This is a genomic window from Micromonospora sp. NPDC053740 (assembly GCF_040677775.1).
GTDB classification, from domain to species: Bacteria; Actinomycetota; Actinomycetes; order Mycobacteriales; family Micromonosporaceae; genus Micromonospora; species Micromonospora alfalfae.
In genome coordinates, this window is record NZ_JBFASO010000001.1 from 819,274 (window position 1) to 844,749 (window position 25,476).

Consider the following 25,476-nt stretch of genomic DNA (forward strand, 5'->3'; position numbering starts at 1 on the left):
GGGGTCAACCTCGGGCGCCGGTCAGGACTTCTCGACCCGGCACTGCTTGGTCACCGTCTTCGTCGGGTCGCTCTCCGAGGTCGCGGTGAGCTTCACGAAACCGGTGTTCGCGGCGGCGGCGGTGGCACCCACCGACACGGTGACAGTGGTGGCCTTGCCGAACTGCGCGGTGGCGAGCTGGTTGGGCAGCCAGGTCCGCCAGCCCTTGCCGGCCACCTCCGCCGACAGGCGGTAGACGTCCGACTTCAGGTACGCGCTGACGTTCTCCGGGTGCTGCTGCCCGCCGGCCGAGTAGGTACCGGTGTTGGTCAGCTCGAACGAGCAGGTCACCCCGCGGTTGGTCGGCTTGCCGCCGCTGCTCACCTCGCCCTTGCCCAGCAGCACGCCGTGACTGCTCGGCCCACCGGTGCCGTCCAGCGAACGCACCGCGACGGTGTAGGAGAGCGAGCCGGACGAGTCCCGCTTGAGGTCGATGATGTAGAAGTGCAGTCGGTTGGCCTCGTCGACGTACTCGTACTGGCTACCGGTGTCCGCGCCGGCGTGGAACAGCGCGTCGGAGAGCTGCCGGTAGTCGCCCATGGTGATCTTCTGCGGGGTGCCATCGGGCCGATAGAAGTCGATCATGTCGATGTCCTGCGGGTTGGCGTCCACCACCCACTGGAACGGCGCGCTGTCGGCGTTCTTCGTCTTGCTCACCAGCACGCCGCTGTCCGGGGTGAAGGAGTCCGCGCCCATCCGGTCGACGACCTCGACCGTGTAGTTGTTGAAGTTGCCACCGTCGCACAACGGGTCGGTGCTGACCCCACAGGTCGGCGACAGGTCCTTGTTCAGCGCGATGTTCACGCCACTCAGACCCTTCGGGCCGGCGTCGACCGCCCGGGCCGTGACCTGCGCGACCACCAGGCCCGAGGAAGCCAGCGACTCCCGCGACAGCCGCAGCACGTGCTCCTCACCGAGCAGGCCGATCTTGAGCTTGTCCCGCACTGTGTGCAGCGAGCCCATCGAGCCGCCGTTGGTCGGCGGGATCTGCCAGCGGGTGTGCGGACCGCCCGGGCCGTTGAACGACCCGCGCGACATCATGCTCCAGATCCCGGTGTACGCCCTGCGCAGCGGCTCGCCGTACGGGTTGTTGTAGTTGTCGCCGATGCCCAGCAGGTGGGTCAACTCGTGGGCGTAGACGCCCATGCCGGAGCTCTCCCCCTGCGTCGAGGAACCGCCGCCGGCGTTCGGCCACAGAGTCGCCGCCGCCTTCCACGAGGTCCAGTCCACGTAGCGGGTCTTCGCCCAGTTCGGCAGGTTGGGGTCCGGCGGGCCCCAGGCGTCCGGCACGTCCTCCTTGTTCTGGAAGATCATCTGCCCGAACTCCTGCCAGGTCGACGACTCGTCCTGGCCGGCGCTGAGGATGAACACCAGCTCGTACTGGTTGGCGACCTCCTCGCCAACGGCCGCCCGCCAGGCGCCCAGCCCGTCGGTGCGGATGTTCTTGCCGCACACGTCCCCGCTCGGGCAGGCACCCGGGTTGAAACCGTTGTCCAGCCCGTACTGGTAGGACTTGGCCGGCATCTGGTACGGCCCGAACCCGGTGAGGTCGACGCCGTAGCGGCCGTTGGAGTCCTGCATCCAGTACTCGTGCAGCGTGTGGCCCTTGTTGAGGGTGTTCGGAGTGTTCAGGAAGTCCTGGTAGAACTTCGGCACGTCCGCCCGGGGAATGTTCGTCGCGACGGACTGCGGGTTGCCGAAGACCGTCGAGCGGGCCCGCTGGGAGACCGCGAACGTCTCGTCCGGATAGTCGAGCGCCACCAGGGCGATCTTGAAGTTGCGGACCGAGCCGGACACGCTCGGGTCGGCCCAGTTCTTGCCGGGCACGGCCTTGTAGTCATTCCAGGTCATCGTGTCCGGGTTCTGCCAGGCCTGCGGGTCGAGGACCTGGAACGGCGCGGTGCCGCCGGCCGGGTTGGCCGGGGCCGCGGCGGCCTGCGCCGCGCCGGTCGCCACGAGCGTGGTCACCACGGCTGCGGCCAGCACGGCCCGCCTCAGCCGGGTGCGGTGGGGGGTAGCACGGTGCACGGAACCACCTCTCGTCGGAGGGAACGCGGCGCTGGCGTCCCGGTGGGGGTGCCGTGGAACATCTGTCAGCAGGCCGCGCAGCGAATCTAGGAGTACGGGCCGGTGCCGGTCACTGTGCAGATGTCGGCAGGTGGGCCTACGACTTCCGACACCTGAATGACCGGCGCCCACCCGCAGATCAGTCACTGCCGGCCCCGGAAGTCGGATCGGCCGCTGTCGCGAGGGCCCGCAGCACGTCACGGCGCACCCGGTCGACGGCAGACCCGGACAGCGGTCCGCGCGGTGGGCGGCACCGCCCACCGAACCGTCCGGCGCACTCCATGGCGAGCTTGACGGCCTGCACGGCTTCCGGTCGAGAGGCCCAACCGAGGATCGGGTGCAGCTCGGCGTAGAGCGGCAGCGCCCGGCCCAGGTCGCGGGCGACGCACAGCTCGTACAGGCGCACGGCCTGGCGGGGCAGCGCGTTGGGCAGGGTGGCGACCCATCCGGTGGCACCACACAGCACCAGTTCGAGCACCACGTCGTCGGCGCCGACCAGCACGTCGATGTGCGGGCAGAGGTCCCGCAGGCGATGCAACCTGCGTACGTCGCCGGTGACCTCCTTCACCGCGACGATCCCGTCGATCTCGGCGACGGTCGCCAGCAGGTCCGGTGTGAGGTCCAACCCGGTGTCGTACGGGTCGTTGTGGGCGACCACCGGCAGGCCGACCGCCGCCACCTCCCGGTAGTGGGCGACCACGTCGGCGGCGCGAGCGGCGGGTGCGTCGGGCGGCAGCGCGAGCACGCCGTGGGCGCCGACCGTGGCGGCCTGCTCCGCCCAGCGACGGGCCTGCCTGCTGCCGTAGCCACCGACGCCGGGCACCACCACGCAGCCGGGTGGTGCGGCCTGCACCGTGGCCCTCACCACGGCGGCCCTCTCGTCGTCGGAGAGGGCCCGGTACTCCCCCATCGACGCGCACGGCGCGACCCCGTGGCACCCCTCGGCGGCGAGCCAACGGACGTGTTCCTGGAGCTTGTCGAAGTCGACCGACAGGTCGGCGCGAAACGGCGTGGTGATGGCGACCAGCACGCCCTGCCAGGGCCTACCAGATCCCACTCGGCAATCCCTCCCCACCGGCGCCGCCCGTCATCCCACCCGCACCGTGCGCGGCGGCGCTGGTGCGATCCGTACCGGAACCCTAGGAACGTCTGTCGTCCCCGGTCTTCGGACAGATGCCGGAACCGTCGCGATACCGGCCGTCTTTTTGTCGTGACTTCGACAGTGGACCTTGCGCGATGACCCACCCGCACCGGAGGGTAAGGACTGGCGGTCGCGCGATCCCTGTCACGCAGCGCAACCTGGGGAGTTACATGCACGGTGAGCTCCAGCGAATCGTCGACGCCGTCGCCGCCCGGGTGGGACGACCCGCCCTCATCGAGGACCGGCGACAGCGGGTGGTCGCCTACAGCGAGCACGACGGCCCGATGGACGACGTCCGCCGGACGTCGATCCTGCGCCGGCAGACGACGCCGGAGGTGATCGCCTGGTTCCGGGGCATGGGAGTGCTCACGGCGCACGCGCCGGTCCGCACCCCCGCGTGCGCCGAGCTGGACCTGCTGGCGAGGGTCTGCGTGCCGATCCGACACGACGACCTGCTGCTCGGGTTCGTCTGGTTCATCGATGCCGACGGTTCGATGACCGACGCCGACATCGCCACCGCGACCGGCCCCTTCACCGACCTGTCGCTGGCCCTGTACCGGGAGAACCTGCTCGGTGAGCTCGCCGCGCAGCGGGAGACCGAGGCCACCCGCACCCTGCTGGTGGAGAGCCGGCAGGCGCGCGAGCACGCGGCGCGGGCGCTGCTGGAGGAGGGCGTGGTGGTCGCCGACGGGCTGACAGTCGCGCTCGTCGCCCAGCTCGTGCCAGCCGCCGGACGGCAGCCCGACGAGGTGGCCCGGATCGCCCTGGAACAGGCCCTGGTCACCACCCGCCGGTGGATCGGGGTGCGGGAGACGCTGCACCTGGTCTGGCACGACCACGGGGTGCTGCTGGTCTGCGGCGACCGGATCGCCGGCCGCCCCTCACCGGAGGCCTCCGCGGGGCACCTCAGCGACGCGTTGCGCACCGCGACCCGGGGCCTGGCCTCGGTGGAGCGGACGGTCACCGGGATCGGTCAGCCGCGCGCCGGGCTGGCCAGCGCCGTGGAGTCCTATCAGGAGGCCGCACACGCCGCCCGGGTCGGTACGCAACTGCCCGCGCTGGGCGGGGTGGTCTCCTGGGCCGGCCTGGGCATCTACCGGGTGCTGTCCCAACTGGACAGCCAGCACCTCGACGTCGCTGGCGTCCATCCCGGGCTGGAGCGGCTGCTGCGCGACGACGCCCACCAGGTGTTGCTGGAGACCCTGGAGGCCTACCTCGACCTGGCGGGCAACGCGCACGCCACCGCCGAGAAGCTCCGACTGCACCGGACGACCCTCTACTACCGGTTGCAACGGGTGGAGCAGCTCGCCGGGACCGACCTCAAGGACGGCAACGAACGGCTGTGCCTGCACCTGGCCATGAAGCTCGGTCGGCTCACCGGCCATTACCGCACGTCGTGACGTCGCCGCTCGGCCCCGGCTGCCACTGTGGACGGCAGCGGCATCCGGGCGCCCGTGGGGAGGTCTTCGACGTTCCTCGTCACACGAGGCGGGTCATCCAGCCGTACGGGTCGGCGGCCCGGCCGTACTGGATGTCGAGCAGGTGGCGGCGCAGCCGCATGGTCACCGAGTCCTCCGCGCCGGCCTTCGGGGCCGTCACCTCGCCGCCCTCCCAGACCAGGCGCCCGACCGGCGTGACAACGGCGCCGGTGCCACAGGCGAACACCTCGGTGATCGCGCCGGAGGCCACGCCCTCCTGCCATTCCCGGATCTCCACCGGGCGCTCCTCGACCTCCAGGCCCAGACCCTTGGCGAGGACGAGGATCGACCCCCGGGTGACGCCCTCGAGGATCGTGCCGAGTTCCGGGGTGATGATCCGGCCGTCGGCCGTGATGAAGTAGAGGTTCATGCCACCGAGCTCCTCCACGTAGCGGCCCTCGGCGGCGTCCAGGAAACAGACCTGCTCACAGCCGTGCTCGGCGGCCTCGACCATCGGCGCCAGGCTGGAGGCGTAGTTGCCGCCGCACTTCGCCTCGCCAGTGCCGCCGCGGGCCGCCCGGGTGTACTCGGTGGAGAGCCAGATGGAGACCGGCTTGACGCCACCGGAGAAGTACGCGCCGACCGGGCAGGCGATCACCATGTAGGTGATCTCCTGCGCCGGGCGGACCCCCAGGAACGGCTCGGACGCGAACATGAACGGCCGCAGGTAGACGCTGTATTCGTCCTCGTCCGGCACCCACACCTGATCGGCACGGACCAGCCCTTCGACCGAGGCCATGAAGTCCGGAACCGGCAGTTCGGGCAGTGCCAGCCGCCGGGCGGACCGGGCGAAGCGCTCGCCGTTGGCTTGCGGTCGGAACGACCAGATCGAGCCGTCGCGGTGCCGGTACGCCTTCATCCCCTCGAAGATCTCCTGGGCGTAGTGCAGTACGGCCGCCGCCGGGTGCATGAGGATCGGACCGAAGGGGATGATCTCGGAGTCCTGCCAGCCGCCGTCCGGCCTCCACACCGCCCGTGCCATGTGGTCGGTGAAGTACCTGCCGAACCCCGGATTCGCCATGATCTCGGCTCGCCGCTGCGCGCTCGCCGGGCTCGGATTCTGGTGCAACGGGAACGACAGGCTCATCGCCGGGTCCTCTCCATGGCCGCATCCCTGGGCGCTCAGGTCACCGAGAACGATCACGCAGGGGACGATTGTCGGGTGACAGGGTGCAGAATACCGACCGTGTCGTCGCCGACAGTAGACAGACTGCGGCGACTCGGAGGGACGGTGCGGCCACCCCACCGGGTCGTTACGCCATCGACCTGGCCACCCTCCCGCAGCCGGTCGATCCCCCAACTTTCCGGGATCTGTAAACAACCCTTGATATTAAAGGTCACGAACGTCAATATGTGGAGGTCGCGGGTCGTCGAAGCCTGGGGAGCGAGCCATGAGAAGCCGTCGAATTTTCGCAGTGGTAGCCGGGGCGGCGATGACCGTCACGGCCGCCGTCGCCTTCGTCCCCAGCAGCATGGCGGCCGTGCCCTCGGCCAACGCCGTCCCGTTGGTCGCGTGCACCGCCCCCACCTGGGCCGAAGGACCCACCTACCAGGCGGGCGCCCAGGTCACCTACGGCGGCCGGCTCTACCAGGCGCTGGTCACCCACACCGCGCACCCCGGCGCCGGGTGGAACCCCGCAGCGACCCCATCGCTCTGGCGTGACCTCGGCGCGTGCTCGGGAACCACGCCGCCGCCCACCACGCCGCCACCCACGACCCCGCCCCCCACCACGCCACCACCGACCACGCCTCCCCCCACCACACCGCCGCCAACCGGTGGGACCTGCGCCGTGAAGTCGCGGCCCACCGGCAAGGTGTTGCAGGGTTACTGGGAGAACTGGGACGGGGCCTCCAACGGCGTCCACCCCGGCCTCGGCTGGATCCCGATCACCGACAGCCGGCTCACCCAGCACGGCTACAACGTGATCAACGCGGCGTTCCCGGTCATCCGCTCGGACGGCACGGTCCTCTGGGAGAACGGCATGGACGCCGGCGTGAAGGTGGCCACCCCGGCCGAGATGTGCCAGGCCAAGGCGGCCGGCGCCACCATCCTGATGTCGATCGGCGGGGCCGCCGCCGGCATCGACCTGAGCTCCGCCGCTGTCGCCGACCGGTTCGTCGCGACGATCGTGCCGATCCTGACTGCCTACCACTTCGACGGCATCGACATCGACATCGAGACCGGCCTGACCGGCAGCGGCAACATCAACACCCTGTCCACGTCGCAGGCCAACCTGATCCGGATCATCGACGGCGTGCTGGCCCGGATGCCGTCGAACTTCGGCCTGACCATGGCACCGGAGACGGCGTACGTCACCGGCGGCAGCGTGGTCTACGGCTCGATCTGGGGCTCGTACCTGCCGATCATCAAGAAGTACGTGGACAACGGCCGGCTCTGGTGGCTGAACATGCAGTACTACAACGGCAGCATGTACGGCTGCGCCGGCGACTCGTACCCGGCGGGCACCGTGCAGGGCTTCACAGTGCAGACGCAGTGCCTCAACAACGGGCTCACCATCCAGGGCACCACCATCCGGGTGCCGTACGACAAGCAGGTCCCGGGCCTGCCGGCGCAGAACGGGGCGGGCGGCGGCTACATGTCCACGTCGTTGGTCACGCAGGCCTGGAACTCCGTGCCCGGCCTGAAGGGCCTGATGACCTGGTCGGCGAACTGGGACGGGTCGAAGGGCTGGACCTTCGGCGACAACGTGAAGCGCCTGCAGGGCCGCTGACGGGTCCTGACGCCAGGCCCACCGCCAGCCGGTGGGCCCGGCGCTTCGCTGTCGAAAGGTCGGCACCGAACCGTTCCACCGCCGGCACGCGCTGTTCGCACTCTGCGGGCCCCGCTTCCGGGCGCCCGTCGTGGGTCATTTCTCAGCAGTGGCTCGACTGTGCACCACCAACTCGTCGATCTCCAGCCGGCCGACGCGCAACTCCCGCACTACCGCCCGACGGATCGCCAGCCGCCCGATGACCAGCGCCCCGACGGCCACGGCCCCGACGGCCAGCGCCCCCACGGCGAGGGCACCGAGCGACGCTGCCCCAGCAGCCCTCGCGCCGGTAGCCGCCGCGCCCGTCGCCACCGCGCCGTCGGCGCGCGTCCCGGTCAACCGCATCAGGCTCACGTTTCGCTTCATCGCCCCATTGTCCGCGTACCGCCGGCTGGGTGCCGAATGTCAGCGCTGACCCTGTCGGCGGTCCTGCCTGGTGCACGACGGGCCGCCCGGGCGACGACGTGCTCAAGAGCCCCTTGCGCTGAAACCGCTGCACCGGTCGGGGTGGTCTCTTAGGCTGCGTGGGCGGGACGCCCGGTTCGACGAGTGCGTCGCGGTGGCGCCGTACGTGCTGGTCGGGGTGCTCCTCTCGGCGGCTTGGCGGTACCACTGCCTCACTCGGCACGGGGAGCTGGCGCGATGGTGCCTGAGGCGCCGGTCTGTTCGCCGTCAGCGGCCGACCCCGGCTACCGGTGAGGAGCACCGATGACGCAGCGGCAACAGGACCGCCCGGAAATCGTCGTCGGACTGGTGGCAACCCCGCCGGATCACCCGGCTCGGGTGGCAGCGCGGCTGACGACGGAGCTGGCCAGCGGGCTCGCCGAGCGGGTGGACGCGGACGTGCGGTGGATCGTCCGGGAAGGCTGGGGCGAAGTGGCGCCGCGCCGCGACGGCGGCGTTGAGGCGCTACTCGATGATCTCGCTCAGCGGCGTGCCGACGCCCAGTGGGACGTCGCCATCTGTCTGACCGACCTGCCGCTGCATGCCGAGCGGGTGCCGCTGGTCGCGCAGGCCTCCGCTCGGCGTCGAGTCGCGGTGCTGTCCCTGCCCGCGCTGGGACTGCACCAGCTGCGGGCGGCCCGCGCGGCCGTTCCGGAGCTGGTGAGCCGGCTGCTGACCGAGGCTTCCGACCAGCGGGTGCCGCCGGCCGGCTGGGCGCCGGCTGAGACGGCAGGCCGGGTTACCGCCGTCCACCGGGTGGTCGGCGAGGCCGACACCGGTGAGCAACGCTACGTTGCCTCGCGGCTCATCGGCCGGTTACGGCTGGTGATCGGCATGGTTCGAGCCAACCGTCCTGGTCGTGCCCTGCTGGGCCTGTCGAAGCTGCTGGTCGGCGCGTTCGGTACGGCCGCGTTCGCGCTCACCACGGACACCATCTGGCAGATGGGCGATGCGCTCGGCGGACTCCGGCTCGCCGTGATCATGCTGCTCGGGCTAGCAGCGTTGGTGGCCTGGCTGATCGTCGCCCACGACTTGTGGGAGAAGCCGAGCCGCGAGACGCCGGCCGAGCTGGCACGGCTGTTCAACCTGGGTACGATGCTCACCCTCGCTCTGGCCACGGTGCTGTCCTACGTGGTGTTGCTCGTGGGAACGGTGCTGGTCGGGGCACTGCTGATCGACACGTCAGTGCTCGAACAGACGTTGCAGCGCCCAGTCGACGTCACCGACTATCTGGCGCTCGCCTGGATCACCAGCTCGCTGGCCACCGTCGGCGGCGCGATCGGCTCCGGGCTGGAGAACGAGGACACGGTTCGGGCTGCCGCCTACGGCTACCATCCACAACCCGATGGCTGGCGGGACGAAAAGAGCGGGCTGCCGGCAGAGTAGTTCGGCAGCCGGAACCGGCGATCGGTTTCGGCCAGGCGCAGTCCTTCCGAGAACCGCTGGTGGCCCCGTCGGGCCCTCCGTTCAAGGCTGATACTGACCACGGGTGCGGGGCAGCCACTGGGGATGGCGGTCGCGAAGGTAGCGAACCATTCCCTCGCGCAGGTCGCAGCGCAGGTCCCAGGCGCTGGCGCCGTCGGCGGCCGAGGCCTGCACCTGGATGACCGCTGTCTGCGCGGTGGAGTCGACCATCTGGAGCACCCACTGGTCGCGATCCCACAGCGGTGAGGACTCGACCAGCCGGCGCGCTTCCTGGCGTAGGTCGTCCAGGTCCGCGGTGTGGTCGACATGGATCTGGACTTTGCCGATGACCCGAGACTCGTTCCGGGTCCAGTTCTGAAACGGCCGCTCGGTGAAGTACGTGGTCGGCAGGATGAGCATCCGCTCGTCCCAGAGCCGGATCACCACGTTGGTCAGCTTCACCTCCTCAACCCGGCCCCATTCGCCGTCGACGACCAGTACGTCGCCGACGTGCAGACCGTCGGCGAAGGCGACCTGGACACCGGCGAACGCGTTGCCGAGCGCGGTACGGGCCGACAGGCCGATCAATGCGCCGACCACCCCCGCCGACGTCAACACGGAGACGCCGAAGAGACGCACCGGCCGAAAGGTGATCAGGATCAGGCCGATCGCGATGATCGTCACCACGGCGACGGTGAGCCGCCGCACTGGGCGGATCTGCGTCCGGGCCCGCCGGACCCGCCGGCTGGCGACCGCGCCGCCCGGGAGCCGACTGAATGCGACCGCCTCGGCGACATGCAACGCCTTGATAACCAACCATGCTCCGGACAGCACCAGAGCCACCAGGACGACGTGCCGCAGATGACGCTGCCACCCGACCGGGCTCGACGGCAGCGCGTAGTACAACGCCCCAACCAGCAACAGCGTCGCTGCCGGGCGGCGGCAGGCATGCCGCAGCGGCTCCAGCAGCCACCGGTAACGACCACGGGCTACCCGGCGGACGACCAGGCCGGAGATCAGGTCCACGACCACCGCCGTCGCCAGCGCGGTCACTACGATCAACGCGGTACGCATCAGAGGCCGGTCACCGTAATCCCGACGCCAGCTTCCCCCAGCTCACTGCCCAGTCCACGTGCTCAGGGTGCCACCCCGGCCAGGGGCGGGCGGCCAACATCGACGAACAACCGCCGGCTGGCATCGATGGCTTTCCGTCGCCGCCGAGACTCCACGGACGATCCAGTCCAACCCATAGCTGGCGTAGTTTGCCGGCAGGCACCACATCAGCTTAGTCTGGACGGCATGGTCCAGTTCATAGCACGGGCGGCAGCGGGGTCGCGGCCACGCGGCCGCCACTCGGGGAGAGGCGCATGGCGGTGATCACACGTGGCTTCGGTGGCCGCAGACGCGACGACACCGACCTCCCACCCGGCCAGTACCGCACTGACGACTTCCCGGTGCTGTCGGCGGGACCCACACCGCGCATCGGGCTCGACGCCTGGGAGCTCGCCGTCGTCACCGAGACCGGCGAGCGGAGCACGTGGTCATGGGCGGAGTTCACCGCCCTTCCCGCCGACGAACCGACAGTGGACATCCATTGCGTCACGCACTGGTCGAAATTCGGCACGCGCTGGCGAGGCGTCTCCATAGACACCTTGCTGGCCGACGTCGAGACGGCCGCCGAGTACGTCGTCGCCCACTCCTACGGCGGCTACACCACGAACATCCCGCTTGAGGACCTTGTCGACGGCCAGGCCTGGGTGGCGTACGAGTTCGACGGTGAGCCGCTGGTTCCGGTGCACGGCGGGCCAGCTCGTCTGCTCGTTCCTCACCTGTACTTCTGGAAGAGCGCGAAATGGCTGCGCGCTCTGGAACTGCGTCTGGACGACGAACCCGGGTTCTGGGAGACGGCCGGCTACCACAACTACGGGGACCCATGGCGCGAGCAGCGATACCTGGCAGACTGACCTGGCTGCCGGCGACTGTCGCGGCCACCCGCGCGGAGACTGCGACGGCGCGGACCCTGGTCCTCGACGTCGACGGCTGGACACGTCACGTGCCGGGCCAGCACGTCGACGTCCGGTTGACCGCTCCCGACGGCTACACGGCGTACCGCAGCTACTCGATCTCGTCCGCCCCGGGGCCCGACCGCCTCGAGGTGACCGTCCAGACGGTGCCCGACGGTGAGGTCTCGCCGTATCTCGTCGACGTTGCGGAGCCGGGTGACCAGCTCGAGATCCGTGGGCCGCTCGGCGGTTGGTTCGTACGCCGACCGGGTGATCCGCGCCCGGCGTTGCTGATCGGCGGCGGATCCGGCGTGGCGCCCCTGATGTCGATGGTCCGTGCGGCGACGGCTCCCACCAGGCTGATCTACTCGACCCGATCCCCGTCGGATGCCCTGTTCACGGCGGAGCTTGCGACAGCAGAGGCCGCAGGCGATTCTCCTGTCGCCGTCACCCACGTCTACACCAGGATCGCGCCCCCCGGCTGGCCGACCCCACCTCGACGACTCGACGCGGACACGCTCGCCCGCGTCACCTGGCCCGGTGCCGCCGATGTTGTCGCCTTCGTCTGCGGGCCTACCGGATTCGTCGAGACCGTGGCCGACCTTCTCGTGGCCACCGGCCACAACCCCGGGAACATCCGCACCGAACGCTTCGGACCCAGCGGAGGATGACCACGTCGAGCACCACCGAGAATCCGAACAAGCACGGCGGAGCGAGAGTCAGGAGCGACGATGGCGAACAACGCTGAGGACATGGTCACGTTGACCAGCACCGAGCAGGACTCGGGTGGCTCGAAACTGCCGGCAACCACCCCGCCCGACGCGGAAGACATCGTCATCACCAACGACAGCGCGCACGGCATCTACGAGGCCGCCGTAGGGGGCCAGACAGCCGCAGGGCTCGTCTACAGCGAGGTGGGAAGCCGCGTCATACTGTCGGCGACGTCCGTGTTCCCCGAGTTCCGGGGTAAGGGCGTAGCGAGCAGACTCATCGGCAGCGTCCTCGACGACCTGCGCAGGCAAGGAAAGACCGTTGCCGTGACCTGCCCGTTCGCGACAGCATTCGTCAATGCTCATCCGGAGTATGCCGACGTTCTGGACCCGGCATTTCCTCGGTCGCACTCCGCCGAGCGGGGGCATTGAACACGCGCGGTCGCGGCTGAGGTCGGCCTTGCTGAATTGGCCGGCGTGGTGTGTTCGCTGAGCGGAGCGCGGGACCGGTCGTTCTCCCCGAATCCTTACGAGTGAGCGCGGATGATCGTCTTCCCGGTGATCCGCTCAGTCGGGTTGAGAGCGGAGACGGCGTCGTCGAGGTCCGCGACGGTGCCGATGTGCGTCCGCAGTCGCCCGTCCCGTACCTGCCGGACGATTTCCCCCAGTTGGGCACGATCAGGCATCACCACGAAATCGATCGCCAGGCCGTCCGCAGGCCGCACCTCGGGCGGCCCGACGACGGAGACCAGGACTCCTCCGGCGCGAATCAAGCCGGCCGAGCGCTTCCCGATGACGCCGCCGATGACGTCGAAGACGAGATCAACTCCGCCGACGGCTTCGAGCGCGTCGTTCTCGAGGTCGACGAACTCCTGCGCGCCGAAGTCGAGCGCCTTCTGACGGTCGGCAGCGCGTCCGGTGCCGATGACGTAGGCGCCGAACTCACGGGCGAGCTGCGTCACCATCGAACCGACCGCGCCGGCCGCGCCGTGCACGAGGACGCTCTGCCCGGTTTGAAGGCGGCCGTGCTCGAACAGCCCCTGCCAGGCGGTCAGGCCAGAGATCGGCAGGCTCGCGCCCACGATGAAGTCGACGTCGCCGGGCAGCGGCGCGAGGTTGCGTGCCTCGACTGCCACATACTCCGCCAGGGTGCCGTCGCGGGTCCAGTCCGTGAGGCCGAACACCCGCTGTCCCACCGACAGTCCCGTCGTGCCGTACCCGAGGGCGGTGACCACTCCGGCCAACTCGTGCCCGGGTATCGACGGCGTCCGGTCACGGCCGAGGCGATCGGTCCAGGTCGAGGGCCACGCCAACTCGGTCGGGACGAACCCCGAGGCGTGAACCTGGACGACGACGTCGTTGAGGGCCGGTTCCGGGTCAGGCCGCTCCGCCAGCCTCATCCCGGCCGTTCCCGCAGCCTCGTCCGTCACCACAATCGCCTTCATCAGACACCTCCTCGTATCCAGCCCTCGTCCGCACTGGCACGAGGAGCACGTCTCCGTTTCCCCGCATCGGCGGCGCCAAGCCTCGGGGCCGGAGCTCACCACGCTGATCGGTGGCGGTCGGGCCGCGGGGATGCTGCCGGGACTGGCGGGGACGTTTGTCGGACTCGACGCCGACGGGCAGGTCGGGCAGCCCGTAGCTACCGGCTGCGCCCGTCGGACGTCCCGAAGCTAGTCGCGCCGGAACTGGTCTGTCAAGTCCACTTTTCGTTCGCCGGAATGCTGTTGCAGTTGCAGGAGTTGCCAGTTCAAACGCGTGAGCGAGCCAACGGCCTGCCATCGACGGGAATCCGTTTCCGGACTTTACAGTCCAGGATAGATGCAGGCTGCGGGAATACCATCGCCCCGGAGAGCGTCTGTACCTGCGTGCCCAGGAGCCTGCACCTGGCTCCGCAGCTATGCGCCGCAAGGCCGGGAAGGGAGAGCTGTGCCTCAGCAGACCCAGTACCACAAGAACCCGGAGGCCGTTTCGGGGCTCAACCCGGAGCAGTACCACGTGACCCAGCAGGACGGCACCGAGCGACCGTTCGCCAACGCCTACTGGGACAACCATGAGCCCGGCATCTACGTCGATGTCGTGTCCGGCGAGCCGCTGTTCGCATCGGTCGACAAGTACGACAGCAACTCCGGCTGGCCGAGCTTCACCAAGCCACTCGCGAAGACGAACGTCGTCGAGCGCGCAGACTCCAGTCACGGGATGATCCGGACTGAGGCCCGCTCGCTGCACGGGGACAGCCACCTCGGCCACGTCTTCAACGACGGCCCCACCGAGAAGGGTGGACTGCGCTACTGCATCAACTCCGCGTCGCTGCGGTTCATCCACCTCGACGACCTGGAGAACGCAGGGTACGGCGAATACCGCACCCTGTTCACGAGTGACACCAACACTGGCGCGACCACAGGCATGGAGACGACATGACCACCGAAAAGGCAATCCTCGCCGGCGGCTGCTTCTGGGGCATGGAGGAGTTGTTCCGCCGCGAGCCCGGCGTTGTTTCCACGCGCGTCGGCTACAGCGGCGGCGATGTCCCGAACGCCACCTACCGCAACCACGGCACACACGCGGAGTCCATCGAGGTCGTCTACGACACCGACAAGACCGACTTCCGCGCGCTGCTCGAGTTCTTCTTCCAGATCCACGACCCGTCGACGAAGAACCGCCAGGGTAACGACATCGGCGTCAGCTACCGCTCGGCGATCTTCTACACGAACGACGAGCAGAAGCGGGTTGCCGAGGACACGATCGCCGATGTCGACGCCTCGGGACTGTGGCCCGGCAAGGTCGTCACCGAGGTCACCGCGGCAGGCGACTTCTGGGAGGCCGAGCCTGAGCACCAGAACTACCTGCAGACCTACCCCGACGGATACACCTGCCACTTCCCCCGCCCCGGGTGGAAGCTTCCGAAGCGGGCGACTGCCTGACACCTCCGGCGCGCGGGCCCCGGGCCCGCGCGCCGGCCCCGGCCGAGGTGATCGGCCCCGGACAAGGAGTCCGCCGGATGGGTGCGGGCTCCGCCGGGGCCGCCCGGCGCGGCAGCGGTGGACACGTCCAATGAATGGACCATATAGTCCAGGAAATCTCTCACGAGAAATGCTCTAGCCGCCTAGCGCACCGTTCATTCAGCGTGCTGACGCCATGTTCGCCCTTCTTCATCACGTGGCTTCAACACGGCACCTAATGGACTCCAGGGTCCCAATCCCAGTAGATTATCTGGTGCGCTGGATACACTTGACAGATGAGCGACGAGCAGGTGACTGCGCCGACGAATAGGCGGAGGATCAGTCAGCGGGGCATCGCGACCCGAGAGCGGATTCTCGAGGCGGCGAACCGGCTGATGCTCGTGCGCGGAGTGAACGCGACGACCCTTGACGACATCCGCGAGGCGAGCCAGACGAGCAAGTCTCAGCTCTACCACCACTTTGCCGACAAGCAGGAACTCGTGCGCGCCTTGGTCAACTATCGAGGCGCGCTCGTGCTTCAGCGTGAGCGCGCAGGCCTCGAACGACTGAGATCGTTCTCAGGGCTGGTCCGATGGCGTAACGCGCTGGTCCAGGCCAACTCGCTGAACAACGGCAAATACGGCTGCGGCCTCGGGTCAATGGCTCTCGAGCTGTCCGATCAAGATGAGCAGGCTCGTTCATCTCTGTCGGAGACGTTCGCGGCATGGGAAAAATTGATCAGCGATGGCCTGCACCGGATGCGGGACAGCGGCCTTCTCCGCCAGGACGCCGACCCGGAGAAGTTGGCGACGGGGTTGATGGCCGCCTTGCAGGGCGGCTACCTGCTGGCAAACGCCGCGCACGACGTCGCACCCATGGAAGTCGCTCTGGACATGGCGCTGGAACACATCAGATCGCTCCTCGTGCAGCCGGCCGGTGAGCCTGCCCGCTAATTGGGCCCATGCGCCACCCTCAAGACCTAGAGACCCTGGTCAACTGATGCCGTCGTCGCCCGTCCACCCCTACCGGGCGCGCGTACCAGTGCCGGCACGTGGCCCAACTGGTCGAGCAATGCTGGCTTGAGAGCATGCACCGACTTCCCCAGCCACTGCACGGCAAAGGACTAGTTGGTCCATTTTCGGATCGGGGTCCGATCGACTCCAGGTCGGGCAGGTGTGGCCCTGGTCATCCCATCGCGGCAGTTTGAGCCACCGCTCCCCCAGGTGCGCCTGGGCGGACGCTCCTGTCAGCGAACGGCCGGTTGGACTATTCAGTCCGGTGAAGCTAATCTTCCGAGGCACCCGGCACATGGGGTGACACGCCCGGCCGCAGCCGCGCTGAGACTGCGGCTCGGCCACTGCTGGTTCCGTATCGCTGGACCTCACCACTGGATCTACAGGAAGGCGCGGCTGATGGAAACCGATCATGATCATGTCGTCGCATCGGCCCGAGTTGTCCTTCCGGCCACTGAGCGTCGGCGCACGGACATGACGACCCGCGGCTTCACGTTCGTCGCCGATGAACCACACAACGGCGCACTCGGTGAAGGCCCGACGCCGACGGAGTACCTGTTGATGGCGCTCGCGTCGTGCACTGCTCAGACGCTGCGGCAGTACGTCGACTACAAGTACGACACCGCCGGCGACATCACCGTCGAGATCGACTACCACGAGCCCGAGCAGGAAGGCGCGGAGCGTTACCTGCAGCGCACGATCACGCTGAGCGAGGAACCCGACCCCGACGACCTGAAGGTGATGCACGACATTGCCGAGAGGTCACCGGTGACCCTGCTGATCCAGTTCGCGTGGAGCGTGCGGACCGACTTCGTCGGGCCGCGCTGAGGACATGCCGCTCGCTGCTCGGCGATCACAGCCGCGCAGCGGGCGGTTGCCGTTGCGCCCCAAGCGCGCCTCGGAAGGTGACGTGTGACCGAAACCAAGACCGGCCGGACGACCTGGAAGCCGAACCAAGCGTCACCGCTGCGAGCATTCTTGCGAATCGAGTCCGGCAGCGCCGGCGTGCTCGTGGCCGCCATCGTCGCCGCACTGTTCTGGGCCAACATCGACCTCGGTTCCTACGAAGCCGTGTGGCGCACCCCGTTGTCAGTGCGCATCGGGCACCTCGAAGTCTCCCGCGACCTGCAGACCTGGATCAACAGCGGCCTGATGACGCTGTTCTTCCTCGTCGTCGGCCTTGAGGCGCGGCGCGAGTTCGACCTCGGCGACCTCCGCGACCGGCGACGTTTCGTGCTGCCCTGCGTGGCCGGCCTGATGGGCATGCTGATCCCGGTACTGATCTTCCTGGCGATCAACCGTGGCGGGCCGGGCGCGCACGGTTGGGGCGTGGCCATGTCGACCGACACCGCCCTCGCGTTGGGTCTGCTGGCACTGCTCGGCCGGGGTGTGCCCGACCAGGTCCGAATCTTCCTGCTCACCGTGTTCGTGGTCGACGACTTGATCGCACTCATCGTGATCGCCCTGGTCTACAGCGACGACATCACCGTGATGCCCATCGTGGTGGCCGTGGCGGCGTTCGCGGTGATGTTGGCCATCCGCGCGGGCGGCGTCCGACGGGGCTGGGCGTACGTGCCGGTCGCCGTCGTGATGTGGGGCGCGCTGCTGGTCAGCGGAGTCGACCCTGTGGTGGCCGGACTGGCCATCGGCTTGACCGCCATTGCCTACCCTCCCGGCCGAACTGAGCTCGAAAAGGTCAGCGGGCTGTTCCGGTCGTTCCGTGAGCAGCCGACGCCCACGCTCGCGCGTACGGCTTCGATCGGCCTGGCGAACACGCTGTCGCCCAACGACCGCCTCCAGCGCATCTACCACCCATGGTCCAGCTACGTCATCGTGCCGCTGTTCGGCCTGGCCAACGCCGGCATCAGCATCGACGGTCCGTTCCTGACCCAGGCGCTCGCGTCGCCTGTCACCTGGGGCGTGCTGCTCGGGTATGTGGTCGGCAAGCCGCTCGCCGTGATCGGCACCTCGGCCGGGCTCACCTGGCTCTCCCGCGGGCGCATCCGTCCGGCGGTGGGCTGGGCGGGCGTGCTCGGCAGCGGCACGATCGCCGGTGTCAGCTTCACCGTGTCACTGCTGGTCGCCAGCCTTGCCTTCACCGGCGACCAACTGGCCGAGGCCAAAGTCGGGGTGCTCGGTGCCGCGATCGTGTCCTCGGCACTGACCTGGATCACGTTCCGCGTCACCAACGCGTTGCCCCAGGACAAACGCATCCCGGCGCTCTTCGGCGACATGACGGAACTGATCGATCTCACCCCGGCGGTGGACGAGAAGCAGGACCACGTTCGTGGCCCAGCCGGCGCGTCGGTAACGCTGGTGCAGTACGGCGACTTCCAGTGCCCGTACTGCGGGACGGCCGAACCGGTCGTCCGACAACTGCTGGGCGACGCCGACCTGCGTTTCGTGTGGCGTCACCTGCCCCTGTCAGACGTGCATCCGCAAGCCCGACTGGCAGCAGAGGCCGCCGAGGCAGCCGCCGCCCAGGGCAAGTTCTGGCAGATGCATGACCTGTTGCTCGGCCACCAGGACGAGTTGGACAGCACTGCTCTGATCAGGTACGCCGGCGACCTCGGCCTGGATCAGAGACGGTTCAGCGACGATCTGGCCAGCCAGGCGCACGCCGACCGCATCGACAGCGACATCGACTCCGCCGACCACAGCGGAGTGTCCGGCACCCCGACGTTCTTCATCAACGGCCGCCGCCACTACGGCGCCTACGACATCACGGCCTTGACCGCGGCCATTCGTATGGCTCGGGCCCGCGCCCGCCTCGGCCGCGACGCGGAGCCGACCCGCACGTGAGGCGTGGCACCGCGAGGCGCGCGCACCACGGAAGCAGAGGTACGACCCAGACCGTGCGACGGGTCTGCCGCACCGATGTGGACGTCCCCACCACTGGTGCTGTCGTTGTCACTTGTAGGAGGTCACCTCTTGGATGCCAAAATTCAGAACGTCCGACTGAACGTCACAAACGAACACCTCATGGCGCTGGCAAATGCCGGGGCCGCAGCCTTCGGCCATACCGCCACACTCCAGGTGGACCGCGCCCTGGCCCAGCTTCTCCGGTTACGCGTCGCGCAGATCAACAATTGCAGCTACTGCCTTCTGGTGCACCACGCCGGCGCCCGCGCCGCCGACATCCCGCCGGCCAAGGTCGAGACCCTCACCGCGTGGTGGGAGACGCACCTGTTCACCGAAGAGGAGCAAGCCGCGCTGGCCTATGCCGAGGCGTTGACCCGGGCCGCCGACGCCACCATCAACACCCGGTTCCAGGAGGCACACGACAGGATGGCTGCGCACTTCACTGACGACGAGATCCTGGAAATCGCCGCGATTGTCATCAACATGAACATCTGGACGCGACTCAAGCTCGCCGAGGGTGCCATGCCCGCGGCGGCGCCTCCCGGGTGAGGTGATACCCGACGCCGTGATGGGAGAGGCCGCGCACCTCCGGAGGGGCGGTGGACGATTCCCGCCGCCCCTCCGGGGCGAGATCACTTCCCGTACACCTCGACTTCGTAGAGCGAGAACCCGTACGAGGTGGCTCGCCTGACCCCGTACACCCGCACGTAGCGGGCGGTGACCGGGGCGAAGGTGGCGTTGTCGACGCCGCCGTTGCCGGTCGTGGTGGCGAACACCGGCGTCCAGGAGTTGCCGTCGCCGGAGACCTCGATCCGGTACGAGGTGCCGTACGCGGCTTCCCAGCGCAGTACCGCCCGGCTCACCGTGCGGGCCGCGCCGAGGTCGACCCGGAGCCACTGGTTGTCGTTGTAGCTGCTGGCCCACCGGCTGCCGAGGCTGCCGTCGATCGCCTTGTCCGGCGTGTGGCCGGTCAGGAACTGGGTGCTCGACGCGGTGGCCGGACGGCCCTGCGCCAGGTTGGTGACGTCGTCGCCCCGCCGCGCCGGGAACGAGACGACCTGCTGGTAGGTGGGGCGGTTCTGCCAGGCGATCACCGGGTGGGTGATGCCGCCGAGCCCGGACTGGGCGATCGAGTCGGCACACCACTGGTCGCCGGCCCCGCACGACTTGTCTCCGGGGTAGACAGTGGTGGCCGGCACCACGGCGGCCTGGCCGAGCGCGGCGAGCAGGGCCTGCCGGCATGCGCCGAGGTTGCCGTTGCCGCAGTACGCGCGGCCCAGCCCACCGGCCACCGGATCGCCGAGGACTGTGCGCAGGTCCTTGTCGACGTAGCCCCACCAGCCGTACTGGAACGACGAGCCCTTGTGCGCCTGGCCCTGCAACGCCCAGCTCGCGGCGCCGTCGCGTCCGCCGTTCTGGCCGCCGGACGGCGCCTCGTTCACCTCGATGGCGTCGACCAGCGCGGCGTAGAGGTCCGGCCCGAGGCCGGGGCGGAACTGCGCCGAGGCCAGCAGCGGCCACCAGGCGTCGAAGATCCGGATGGCGTCGGCGTGCTGGTAGACCTTCGAGCCGGGGGACGTCTCCACCCGACGGGTCCCGGCCTGCTGCCAGGCGCGCAGCTTGCCCACCGCGTCGGCCAGCGCCGGATCGGTGACCGGCGTGCTGTCCAGCACCCGCAACAGGTCGCCGAGGACCTGCTGGCCGCGCAGGTCGGTCACCGCCGCATCCGCCATGATCTTGACGACGTCGGCGCGGCCGAGCTTGCGCTGGGCGATCGCCGCGCGCACCGGGCCGTCGAGCAGCTGAGCCCGGTGTACGGACCCGAAGCTGAAGTTGCCGTCCGCGGCCCCGAAGTCCCGCGCCTGCTTGTTGTTCCAGCTGACGTAGTAGTCCTGGTTGACCGACTGTGGATGCGCCGACGCCGGGGTGTAGGTGGCGTCGTTGGTGTCCGGGTTCCAGCCGGCCCACTCGTACGCCGGTTCGGCCTTCGTGGGCAGGTTCGGGTCGGCGGTGGCCGGACGGACCGGGTTCGAGCCGGAGTTGAAGTACGCCGCCTCGGTCGAGTTGACGTAGAACCAGTTGAACGCGTACCCGACGGTGGCCGCGGACGCCTGGAAGGCCGCTGCGCTGCCCATCGCCGCCGGGTCGTTGTAGGCCTGGAAGCCGATCGCCGAGTCAGCCTCGTGCCGGTAGGTCGAACGCAGTTTGGTGAACGCGGTCGGCTGCCCGTTCACCAGCCCTCGGTAGGACACCAGCCCGTACTTCGTGCGCAGCGCGCGCAACGTGTACGAGCCGGCCGGGGTGGAATCGGCGAGCGTCGGGGACCAGGAGTTGCGCTGCTCCAGCGCCTCCATGGCGAGGCACTGCCCGTGGTAGAGGTAGCTGTTGGTGCGCAGCGTGGGGACGCTGCCGTCGGTGGTGCACAGCGGCACCGCGTACGTGTCGGTGAGGTCCTGGGAGGCGGAGGTCGCGCTCCACGCGTAGTCCTGGCCCCGGCCGAGCAGCACGTAGAGGTTGAGCCCGGCGAACGCGGCGCCGCGCGCGCTGATTCCCGGCCCCTGCAACTCCTGGAGCATCAGCAACTGCGGGGCGAAGTAGCCGGTCTGCGGCCCGAACACGGCAACCGGGTTGCCGGTGGTGGTGTGCCGCCCGGAGACCACTACCGCGTTGGACATGCCGTGCGCGCGCAGATTGGACAGGCCGCCGAGCAGCTCCTTCGTGGCGGTGCTGGCGCCGGTGCGGGCGGCGGCCCCGCCGGTGGCGTCGTAGGCGAGGGGTTCGGCGACCACCGAGCCGGCGTCGGGGAGCACCGCGCTCGTCGCGCCGGGCGGCGTCGCCCCGTACGGGAAGCTCTGCCCGTCGTGCAGTGTGAGCACGGTCTCCGGGTCGTTCTGCGAGCGGAACGCCGCCCACACCCGGTCGCCCTCGGTGGCCCCGTATTTGGCGCGGGCGGCCACCCGGACCAGCGCGGACTGGATCTCGCTTCCGCCGCCCCCGCCGAAGAGCCCGCCGACGACTCCGGCGGTGGCGATGAGGTCGGTCATGGTGAAGTGCTTCGGCTTGCTGGCGCCCGCGAGCACGTACTCGCCGGGGTAGTTGTCCTCGGCGATCGACTTGTCGATGTAGGCGTTGATGCCGGCGATGTAGTCGACCACGTCGGTGTAGAGCTGCTGGCCCCGGGCGCCCTTGGTGCGCAGCGCGTCCACCTGGGCCTGGAGGTCCGCCTCGGTGTAGGGCGAGTTGGCCCAGACGCTCTGCTCCAGTTCCCGGTTGCCCGGCGCGCCGCCAGCGAACGAGGTGACGCTGCCACGACCGACGTGTCGCAGCAGGTCCATCACCCAGAGCCGGTCCTGGGCCCCGGCGAAGCCGGCGCCGAACATGGTGCCGGCGCGGGTGGTGCCGGTGATGTGCGGGACGCCGGTGGCCTTGTCCCGCACGATGGTGACGTCCGATCGCGGCGAGACGATGCTCTCGACCTGCGCGGCCGGCACCCCGAACGAGGCGTCGTTGTAGAAGTGGGCGATCTGCTCGTCGGTCAGCCCGGCGTAGTTGTAGACCAGGTTCGCGTACTCGTCGAGCTGGTCGCTGGAGTGCGCCGGGCGGGTGCCGAGCGCCTGGTGCGCCAGGATGGCGACGAGCGTGGCGTTGCCGTTCTGCCCGGGGGGCAGGATGTCGGCGCACTGGCCGAGGCAGTAGTCGTTGGCGGCGAATGTCGTCGCGGCCAGCGCCGGTGACGGCGGGGTCACCGTCAGGACGCTCGCGGTCAGGACGGCGGCGGTGAACGCCGCGAGCCGGGTACGGGAAGCGGGACGGGGCATGGCGATCCTCCGGGGACGCGGAGTCGGGCCGTTCGGTCACGCCCGGCTTCCGGTGCCGACGTCTCGCCCTCCGCGCCCGGGCGCTCCGCCAGGAGGTGAGAGTGACTCGCATCTATCTTCGGGCAATGATCGACGCAGGACCCCCGCCCGGGATACCCGTCGTTCACCACGCGCCAATGCCGACGTTTCGCCGCCTTTCGCCAGCGACAGGGTCACCCCGTGGTTCCCGACGCGACAGCGGTCCGATGCAGCCAGCGTCGCCGACGGCGGATCAGCCGCGACGCCGCCTCAGGCTGACCGCTGCGCGGTGTCGCCGCTGCGGAGGCGGTCCAACTCGGCGAGGTACATCGCCTGCATGCGGTCGTAGTGCCGGGCCAGCAGCATGACCTCCTCGACGCTGTAGCCCTCGATGAGCCGTTCCGCCCGCTCGGCGAACCGCTCGTACGGTCGCTCCAAATCGGCGACCCGCTCCGGCCGCAGGGCGACGATCACCCGCCGCCGGTCCGCCGGATCGCGCTCGGCCGTCACGTAGCCCGCCTGCTGGAGCCGGCGGAGCATGCTGGTCACCGCCCCGGTGGTGAGGTTGGTCCGCTCGGCGACCTGCCCTGCGGTGGCGGATCCGACGTCCGCCAGGTAGTCCAGGCATTCCAGATCGCTCACGGCGAGGCCCAGCCGCTCCGCGATGGCGTACCGGAACACCATGGACAGCCGCGACATCTCCCGCCCGGCGCGCATGAGGTCGGCGATCGCGGACGCACGGGCCGGAGCGTGGGACATGCCCGCAATCATGCCTCCGGCACTGTGACCCGGTGCAGCCGAGGCAGCACGCGGGTCAGCACCCAGTGGGGTGCGGCCGCTCCCCCGGTGAGGCGGCGCATCAGCCTGTCGGCGGTGTCGACGGCCCGGAAGGCGTAGGACACCATCTCGTCCTGGTAGTTGGCGATCGCCTCCTCCACCGGCGCGCCGGTGGCCCGGGCCTCGACCAGCTTGTGGCCGAGCAGGGCGGCGTCACGCAGCGCGGTGTTGCCGCCGTGCGCGCCGAACGGCGGCATGACGTGCACGGCGTCGCCCATCATCGTCGCCCGGGGCACCGCCCACCGGCGCGGGCGCTGGCCGGTGGCGAAGAGGTTGAGCACAGTGGCGTCCAGTTCGGCCGTGCCGACCAGCCGCCGGACGACCGGGTGGAAGTCCATGCTCATCCCGGAAGCCAGTCTCCACAGCGCCAGCAGGTCGCCCCGGATGCCGATGGGCACCTCCTCCTGTCGGAGCAGCAGCCCCCACATGACGTAGTCGTCGCCGGTGGGCGCATAGCTGCCCGGGGCCAGGCGCGCGAACGCCTCCGGTGGGCTCTCGCCGAACCGCATGGAGGTGAAGAAGAAGGCGCGGCCCGGCCGGTCGGCGATGGCCAGGACCCCGCTGGTACGCAGCGCGTCCGGGATGATGCTCTCGCCGTTGCGCCGCAGCGGCGACCGGCCGTAGATGCCCGCCATCGTGGTCTTCGTCGGGTCCGCGTCCGGCATGATCTGCGCGCGCAGCGCCGATCCGACGCCGTCCGCGCCCACGACGACGCTTGCCGCGGCGGCCCCGCCGTCGGAGAACAGCAGCCGCGGCCGTGTCGGGTCGCCGCCGTCCACCGCGACGGCGTCCTTGCCGTAGTGGATGCGCCCGTGAAGCCCGGACTGCAGGATCGACCGCAGGGTCAGCCGGTCGACCTGGCGGGTCGCGTGCGGCTCGTCCTTGAAGGTGATGGTGAATGCGTCCCGCAGCCGGCTGTCGGTGAAGCGCAGGTGCCCCCCGGGCTCGTCCCCGGTGGCGAGCGCCAGGTTGTGGAGCGAGCGCGGCAGGCTCTCGCGCAGCGCCTCCAGGCCGTACCGGTCGAGAATGATCCGGTAGCCCTGCCGCCGGACGAAGGGGCCCGGGTCCCGCTCGTAGACGTGCACGTCGATGCCGGCGCGCATCAGGTACTGGGCGAGACAGAGGCCGGAGAGGCCAGCGCCAGCGATCGCCACCGAGAAGCCCGTCGATATGCTCACGGGATTATCTTAATGACTAAGGTGATTTGGGCAAGGCCCACAGAATCCGATCCCGGGAGGATGCCGATCTTCTCTCTGAGCGTCGCGAAGGCTGACAGCGCCGCCGCCTCGGAGGTGACCTTGGCGAGTCGCCTGTCGGGTGTCGTTTTACGGCGAACCTCCCCGGACCGGTCTCGCCTCTGGGGAGGATGAGTCGTATTCGCCCAGGGACACGGTGAGCGGGGGTCGATCGTGAACGACGGACTGGTGACCAGGCGCAGCGCCCGGGATGTCGGAGAGACGATCTCCGCGCTGAGGGCTGAGGCGGAACGCGTAGGCGCTGCGGTGGTGGCGGTGGTCGACCATGCGGCGGCCGCCGGCAAGGCCGGGCTGAGCATGCCCGACACCCAGGTGATCATCTTTGGGAACCCGCAGGCGGGCACTCCGCTCATGCAGGCCCGTCCCGAGATCGCGATCGACCTGCCGATGCGGGTCATGGTGCGAGACGACGGCCAGCCCGGTTCGCTGATCACCTGGCAGGACCCCGCGTACCTCGCCCAGCGCTACGGACTGGGCGAGGACCAGCTTGCACCCCTGAACGCCCCAGCCAAGATCGCCTCCGCGGTCGACGGCCGGTGAGCACGGCTTGAATCGGCGGATACACACGTGACGACGGCCGAATTGGTCAGATTTCTCGATTAGTGTCGATGCAGACGCCAGTCCTTGCCGCCAGTGCCTTCGACTCGCTGCGCCTCGACGCCGCGCACGACCA

Annotated in this window: 22 protein-coding genes; 13 read left to right on the forward strand and 9 right to left on the reverse strand. The window is 69.4% G+C overall.

Going from position 1 to position 25,476, the window contains the following annotated elements; all coding sequences use genetic code 11:
* Positions 1 to 21 precede the first annotated feature (21 nt).
* Positions 22 to 2,067 (reverse strand): M6 family metalloprotease domain-containing protein, encoded by a 2,046-nt coding sequence (locus AB0K35_RS03675; RefSeq protein ID WP_363883516.1) that lies wholly within the window; start codon positions 2,065 to 2,067, stop codon positions 22 to 24.
* 178 nt (positions 2,068 to 2,245) lie between these two features.
* Positions 2,246 to 3,163: a dihydrodipicolinate synthase family protein gene (locus tag AB0K35_RS03680; RefSeq protein WP_238668012.1), complete on the reverse strand. Its 918-nt coding sequence runs from the start codon at positions 3,161 to 3,163 to the stop codon at positions 2,246 to 2,248.
* 254 nt (positions 3,164 to 3,417) lie between these two features.
* On the opposite strand from AB0K35_RS03680, the gene AB0K35_RS03685 reads away from it, so the two are divergent.
* Complete coding sequence (locus AB0K35_RS03685) at positions 3,418 to 4,647, forward strand: helix-turn-helix domain-containing protein (protein WP_357269856.1); 1,230 nt, start codon at positions 3,418 to 3,420, stop codon at positions 4,645 to 4,647.
* Between the two features lie 79 nt (positions 4,648 to 4,726).
* On the opposite strand, the gene AB0K35_RS03690 is transcribed toward AB0K35_RS03685, so the two are convergent.
* On the reverse strand, positions 4,727 to 5,812 hold the full coding sequence (locus AB0K35_RS03690) for a branched-chain amino acid aminotransferase (RefSeq protein ID WP_357361645.1): 1,086 nt from the start codon (positions 5,810 to 5,812) through the stop codon (positions 4,727 to 4,729).
* Between the two features lie 304 nt (positions 5,813 to 6,116).
* Here AB0K35_RS03690 and AB0K35_RS03695 point away from each other — a divergent pair, with 304 nt between their 5' ends.
* The gene (locus tag AB0K35_RS03695; protein WP_363883519.1) at positions 6,117 to 7,457 is read left to right on the forward strand and encodes a glycosyl hydrolase family 18 protein; all 1,341 of its coding nucleotides are present in this window, start codon (positions 6,117 to 6,119) and stop codon (positions 7,455 to 7,457) included.
* Positions 7,458 to 7,592: 135 nt separating this feature from the next.
* On the opposite strand, the gene AB0K35_RS03700 is transcribed toward AB0K35_RS03695, so the two are convergent.
* Positions 7,593 to 7,862: a hypothetical protein gene (locus AB0K35_RS03700; protein ID WP_238668016.1), complete on the reverse strand. Its 270-nt coding sequence runs from the start codon at positions 7,860 to 7,862 to the stop codon at positions 7,593 to 7,595.
* Positions 7,863 to 8,204: 342 nt separating this feature from the next.
* On the opposite strand from AB0K35_RS03700, the gene AB0K35_RS03705 reads away from it, so the two are divergent.
* Positions 8,205 to 9,326, forward strand: a complete 1,122-nt coding sequence (locus AB0K35_RS03705) for a hypothetical protein (protein WP_363883521.1) — start codon at positions 8,205 to 8,207, stop codon at positions 9,324 to 9,326.
* Positions 9,327 to 9,407: 81 nt separating this feature from the next.
* On the opposite strand, the gene AB0K35_RS03710 is transcribed toward AB0K35_RS03705, so the two are convergent.
* On the reverse strand, positions 9,408 to 10,418 hold the full coding sequence (locus AB0K35_RS03710; RefSeq protein ID WP_363883523.1) for a mechanosensitive ion channel domain-containing protein: 1,011 nt from the start codon (positions 10,416 to 10,418) through the stop codon (positions 9,408 to 9,410).
* A 293-nt stretch (positions 10,419 to 10,711) separates the two neighbouring features.
* Between AB0K35_RS03710 and AB0K35_RS03715 the strand changes: the two genes are divergently transcribed.
* Genes AB0K35_RS03715 through AB0K35_RS03725 form a run of 3 tightly spaced genes read left to right on the forward strand, consistent with a single transcriptional unit; the run spans position 10,712 to position 12,489 of the window.
* The gene (locus AB0K35_RS03715) at positions 10,712 to 11,308 is read left to right on the forward strand and encodes a sulfite oxidase-like oxidoreductase (protein ID WP_238668019.1); all 597 of its coding nucleotides are present in this window, start codon (positions 10,712 to 10,714) and stop codon (positions 11,306 to 11,308) included.
* A complete protein-coding gene (locus AB0K35_RS03720; RefSeq protein ID WP_238668020.1) occupies positions 11,278 to 12,018 on the forward strand; it encodes an FAD-binding oxidoreductase in 741 nt (246 codons plus the stop codon). The genes AB0K35_RS03715 and AB0K35_RS03720 overlap by 31 nt, the downstream gene beginning before the upstream one ends.
* A gap of 60 nt (positions 12,019 to 12,078) precedes the next feature.
* Complete coding sequence (locus AB0K35_RS03725) at positions 12,079 to 12,489, forward strand: GNAT family N-acetyltransferase (protein ID WP_363883526.1); 411 nt, start codon at positions 12,079 to 12,081, stop codon at positions 12,487 to 12,489.
* A gap of 95 nt (positions 12,490 to 12,584) precedes the next feature.
* On the opposite strand, the gene AB0K35_RS03730 is transcribed toward AB0K35_RS03725, so the two are convergent.
* Positions 12,585 to 13,502 carry an NADP-dependent oxidoreductase gene (locus AB0K35_RS03730; protein WP_363883528.1) on the reverse strand — a complete coding sequence of 306 codons (918 nt, stop codon included), beginning with the start codon at positions 13,500 to 13,502 and terminating at the stop codon, positions 12,585 to 12,587.
* 484 nt (positions 13,503 to 13,986) lie between these two features.
* On the opposite strand from AB0K35_RS03730, the gene msrB reads away from it, so the two are divergent.
* The 6 genes from msrB to AB0K35_RS03760 all read left to right on the forward strand — a co-directional run bounded on the left by msrB (position 13,987) and on the right by AB0K35_RS03760 (position 19,423).
* Complete coding sequence (msrB, locus tag AB0K35_RS03735) at positions 13,987 to 14,478, forward strand: peptide-methionine (R)-S-oxide reductase MsrB (protein WP_363883530.1); 492 nt, start codon at positions 13,987 to 13,989, stop codon at positions 14,476 to 14,478.
* Positions 14,475 to 14,981: a peptide-methionine (S)-S-oxide reductase MsrA gene (gene msrA, locus AB0K35_RS03740; RefSeq protein ID WP_238668024.1), complete on the forward strand. Its 507-nt coding sequence runs from the start codon at positions 14,475 to 14,477 to the stop codon at positions 14,979 to 14,981. The genes msrB and msrA overlap by 4 nt, the downstream gene beginning before the upstream one ends.
* A 314-nt stretch (positions 14,982 to 15,295) precedes the next feature.
* Positions 15,296 to 15,952, forward strand: a complete 657-nt coding sequence (locus AB0K35_RS03745; RefSeq protein ID WP_363883532.1) for a TetR/AcrR family transcriptional regulator — start codon at positions 15,296 to 15,298, stop codon at positions 15,950 to 15,952.
* A gap of 360 nt (positions 15,953 to 16,312) precedes the next feature.
* The gene (locus tag AB0K35_RS03750; protein WP_363883534.1) at positions 16,313 to 16,840 is read left to right on the forward strand and encodes an OsmC family protein; all 528 of its coding nucleotides are present in this window, start codon (positions 16,313 to 16,315) and stop codon (positions 16,838 to 16,840) included.
* A gap of 150 nt (positions 16,841 to 16,990) precedes the next feature.
* The gene (gene nhaA, locus AB0K35_RS03755) at positions 16,991 to 18,814 is read left to right on the forward strand and encodes a Na+/H+ antiporter NhaA (RefSeq protein ID WP_238668027.1); all 1,824 of its coding nucleotides are present in this window, start codon (positions 16,991 to 16,993) and stop codon (positions 18,812 to 18,814) included.
* Positions 18,815 to 18,910: 96 nt separating this feature from the next.
* Positions 18,911 to 19,423, forward strand: a complete 513-nt coding sequence (locus AB0K35_RS03760) for a carboxymuconolactone decarboxylase family protein (RefSeq protein WP_363883537.1) — start codon at positions 18,911 to 18,913, stop codon at positions 19,421 to 19,423.
* Positions 19,424 to 19,506: 83 nt separating this feature from the next.
* Here AB0K35_RS03760 and AB0K35_RS03765 read toward each other — a convergent pair whose 3' ends face one another.
* The 3 genes from AB0K35_RS03765 to AB0K35_RS03775 all read right to left on the reverse strand — a co-directional run bounded on the left by AB0K35_RS03765 (position 19,507) and on the right by AB0K35_RS03775 (position 24,725).
* Positions 19,507 to 22,692, reverse strand: a complete 3,186-nt coding sequence (locus AB0K35_RS03765; protein WP_363883539.1) for a penicillin acylase family protein — start codon at positions 22,690 to 22,692, stop codon at positions 19,507 to 19,509.
* A 288-nt stretch (positions 22,693 to 22,980) separates the two neighbouring features.
* Positions 22,981 to 23,469: a MarR family transcriptional regulator gene (locus tag AB0K35_RS03770; protein ID WP_238668030.1), complete on the reverse strand. Its 489-nt coding sequence runs from the start codon at positions 23,467 to 23,469 to the stop codon at positions 22,981 to 22,983.
* An 8-nt stretch (positions 23,470 to 23,477) separates the two neighbouring features.
* Positions 23,478 to 24,725, reverse strand: a complete 1,248-nt coding sequence (locus tag AB0K35_RS03775; RefSeq protein WP_363883541.1) for an NAD(P)/FAD-dependent oxidoreductase — start codon at positions 24,723 to 24,725, stop codon at positions 23,478 to 23,480.
* Between the two features lie 231 nt (positions 24,726 to 24,956).
* On the opposite strand from AB0K35_RS03775, the gene AB0K35_RS03780 reads away from it, so the two are divergent.
* Entirely contained in the window at positions 24,957 to 25,343 is a 387-nt protein-coding gene (locus tag AB0K35_RS03780; protein WP_363883543.1) for a DUF302 domain-containing protein, read from the forward strand.
* Positions 25,344 to 25,476: the final 133 nt, after the last annotated feature.

Coding starts and splice junctions, on each gene's coding strand:
- AB0K35_RS03685 (WP_357269856.1), top strand. CDS start 3,418: ATGCACGGTGAGCTCCAGCGAATCGTCGACGCCGTCGCCGCCCGGGTG.
- AB0K35_RS03690 (WP_357361645.1), bottom strand. CDS start 5,812: ATGAGCCTGTCGTTCCCGTTGCACCAGAATCCGAGCCCGGCGAGCGCG.
- AB0K35_RS03695 (WP_363883519.1), top strand. CDS start 6,117: ATGAGAAGCCGTCGAATTTTCGCAGTGGTAGCCGGGGCGGCGATGACC.
- AB0K35_RS03700 (WP_238668016.1), bottom strand. CDS start 7,862: ATGAAGCGAAACGTGAGCCTGATGCGGTTGACCGGGACGCGCGCCGAC.
- AB0K35_RS03705 (WP_363883521.1), top strand. CDS start 8,205: ATGACGCAGCGGCAACAGGACCGCCCGGAAATCGTCGTCGGACTGGTG.
- AB0K35_RS03710 (WP_363883523.1), bottom strand. CDS start 10,418: ATGCGTACCGCGTTGATCGTAGTGACCGCGCTGGCGACGGCGGTGGTC.
- AB0K35_RS03715 (WP_238668019.1), top strand. CDS start 10,712: ATGGCGGTGATCACACGTGGCTTCGGTGGCCGCAGACGCGACGACACC.
- AB0K35_RS03720 (WP_238668020.1), top strand. CDS start 11,278: ATGGCGCGAGCAGCGATACCTGGCAGACTGACCTGGCTGCCGGCGACT.
- AB0K35_RS03725 (WP_363883526.1), top strand. CDS start 12,079: ATGGCGAACAACGCTGAGGACATGGTCACGTTGACCAGCACCGAGCAG.
- AB0K35_RS03730 (WP_363883528.1), bottom strand. CDS start 13,502: ATGAAGGCGATTGTGGTGACGGACGAGGCTGCGGGAACGGCCGGGATG.
- msrA (WP_238668024.1), top strand. CDS start 14,475: ATGACCACCGAAAAGGCAATCCTCGCCGGCGGCTGCTTCTGGGGCATG.
- AB0K35_RS03745 (WP_363883532.1), top strand. CDS start 15,296: ATGAGCGACGAGCAGGTGACTGCGCCGACGAATAGGCGGAGGATCAGT.
- AB0K35_RS03765 (WP_363883539.1), bottom strand. CDS start 22,692: ATGCCCCGTCCCGCTTCCCGTACCCGGCTCGCGGCGTTCACCGCCGCC.
- AB0K35_RS03770 (WP_238668030.1), bottom strand. CDS start 23,469: ATGTCCCACGCTCCGGCCCGTGCGTCCGCGATCGCCGACCTCATGCGC.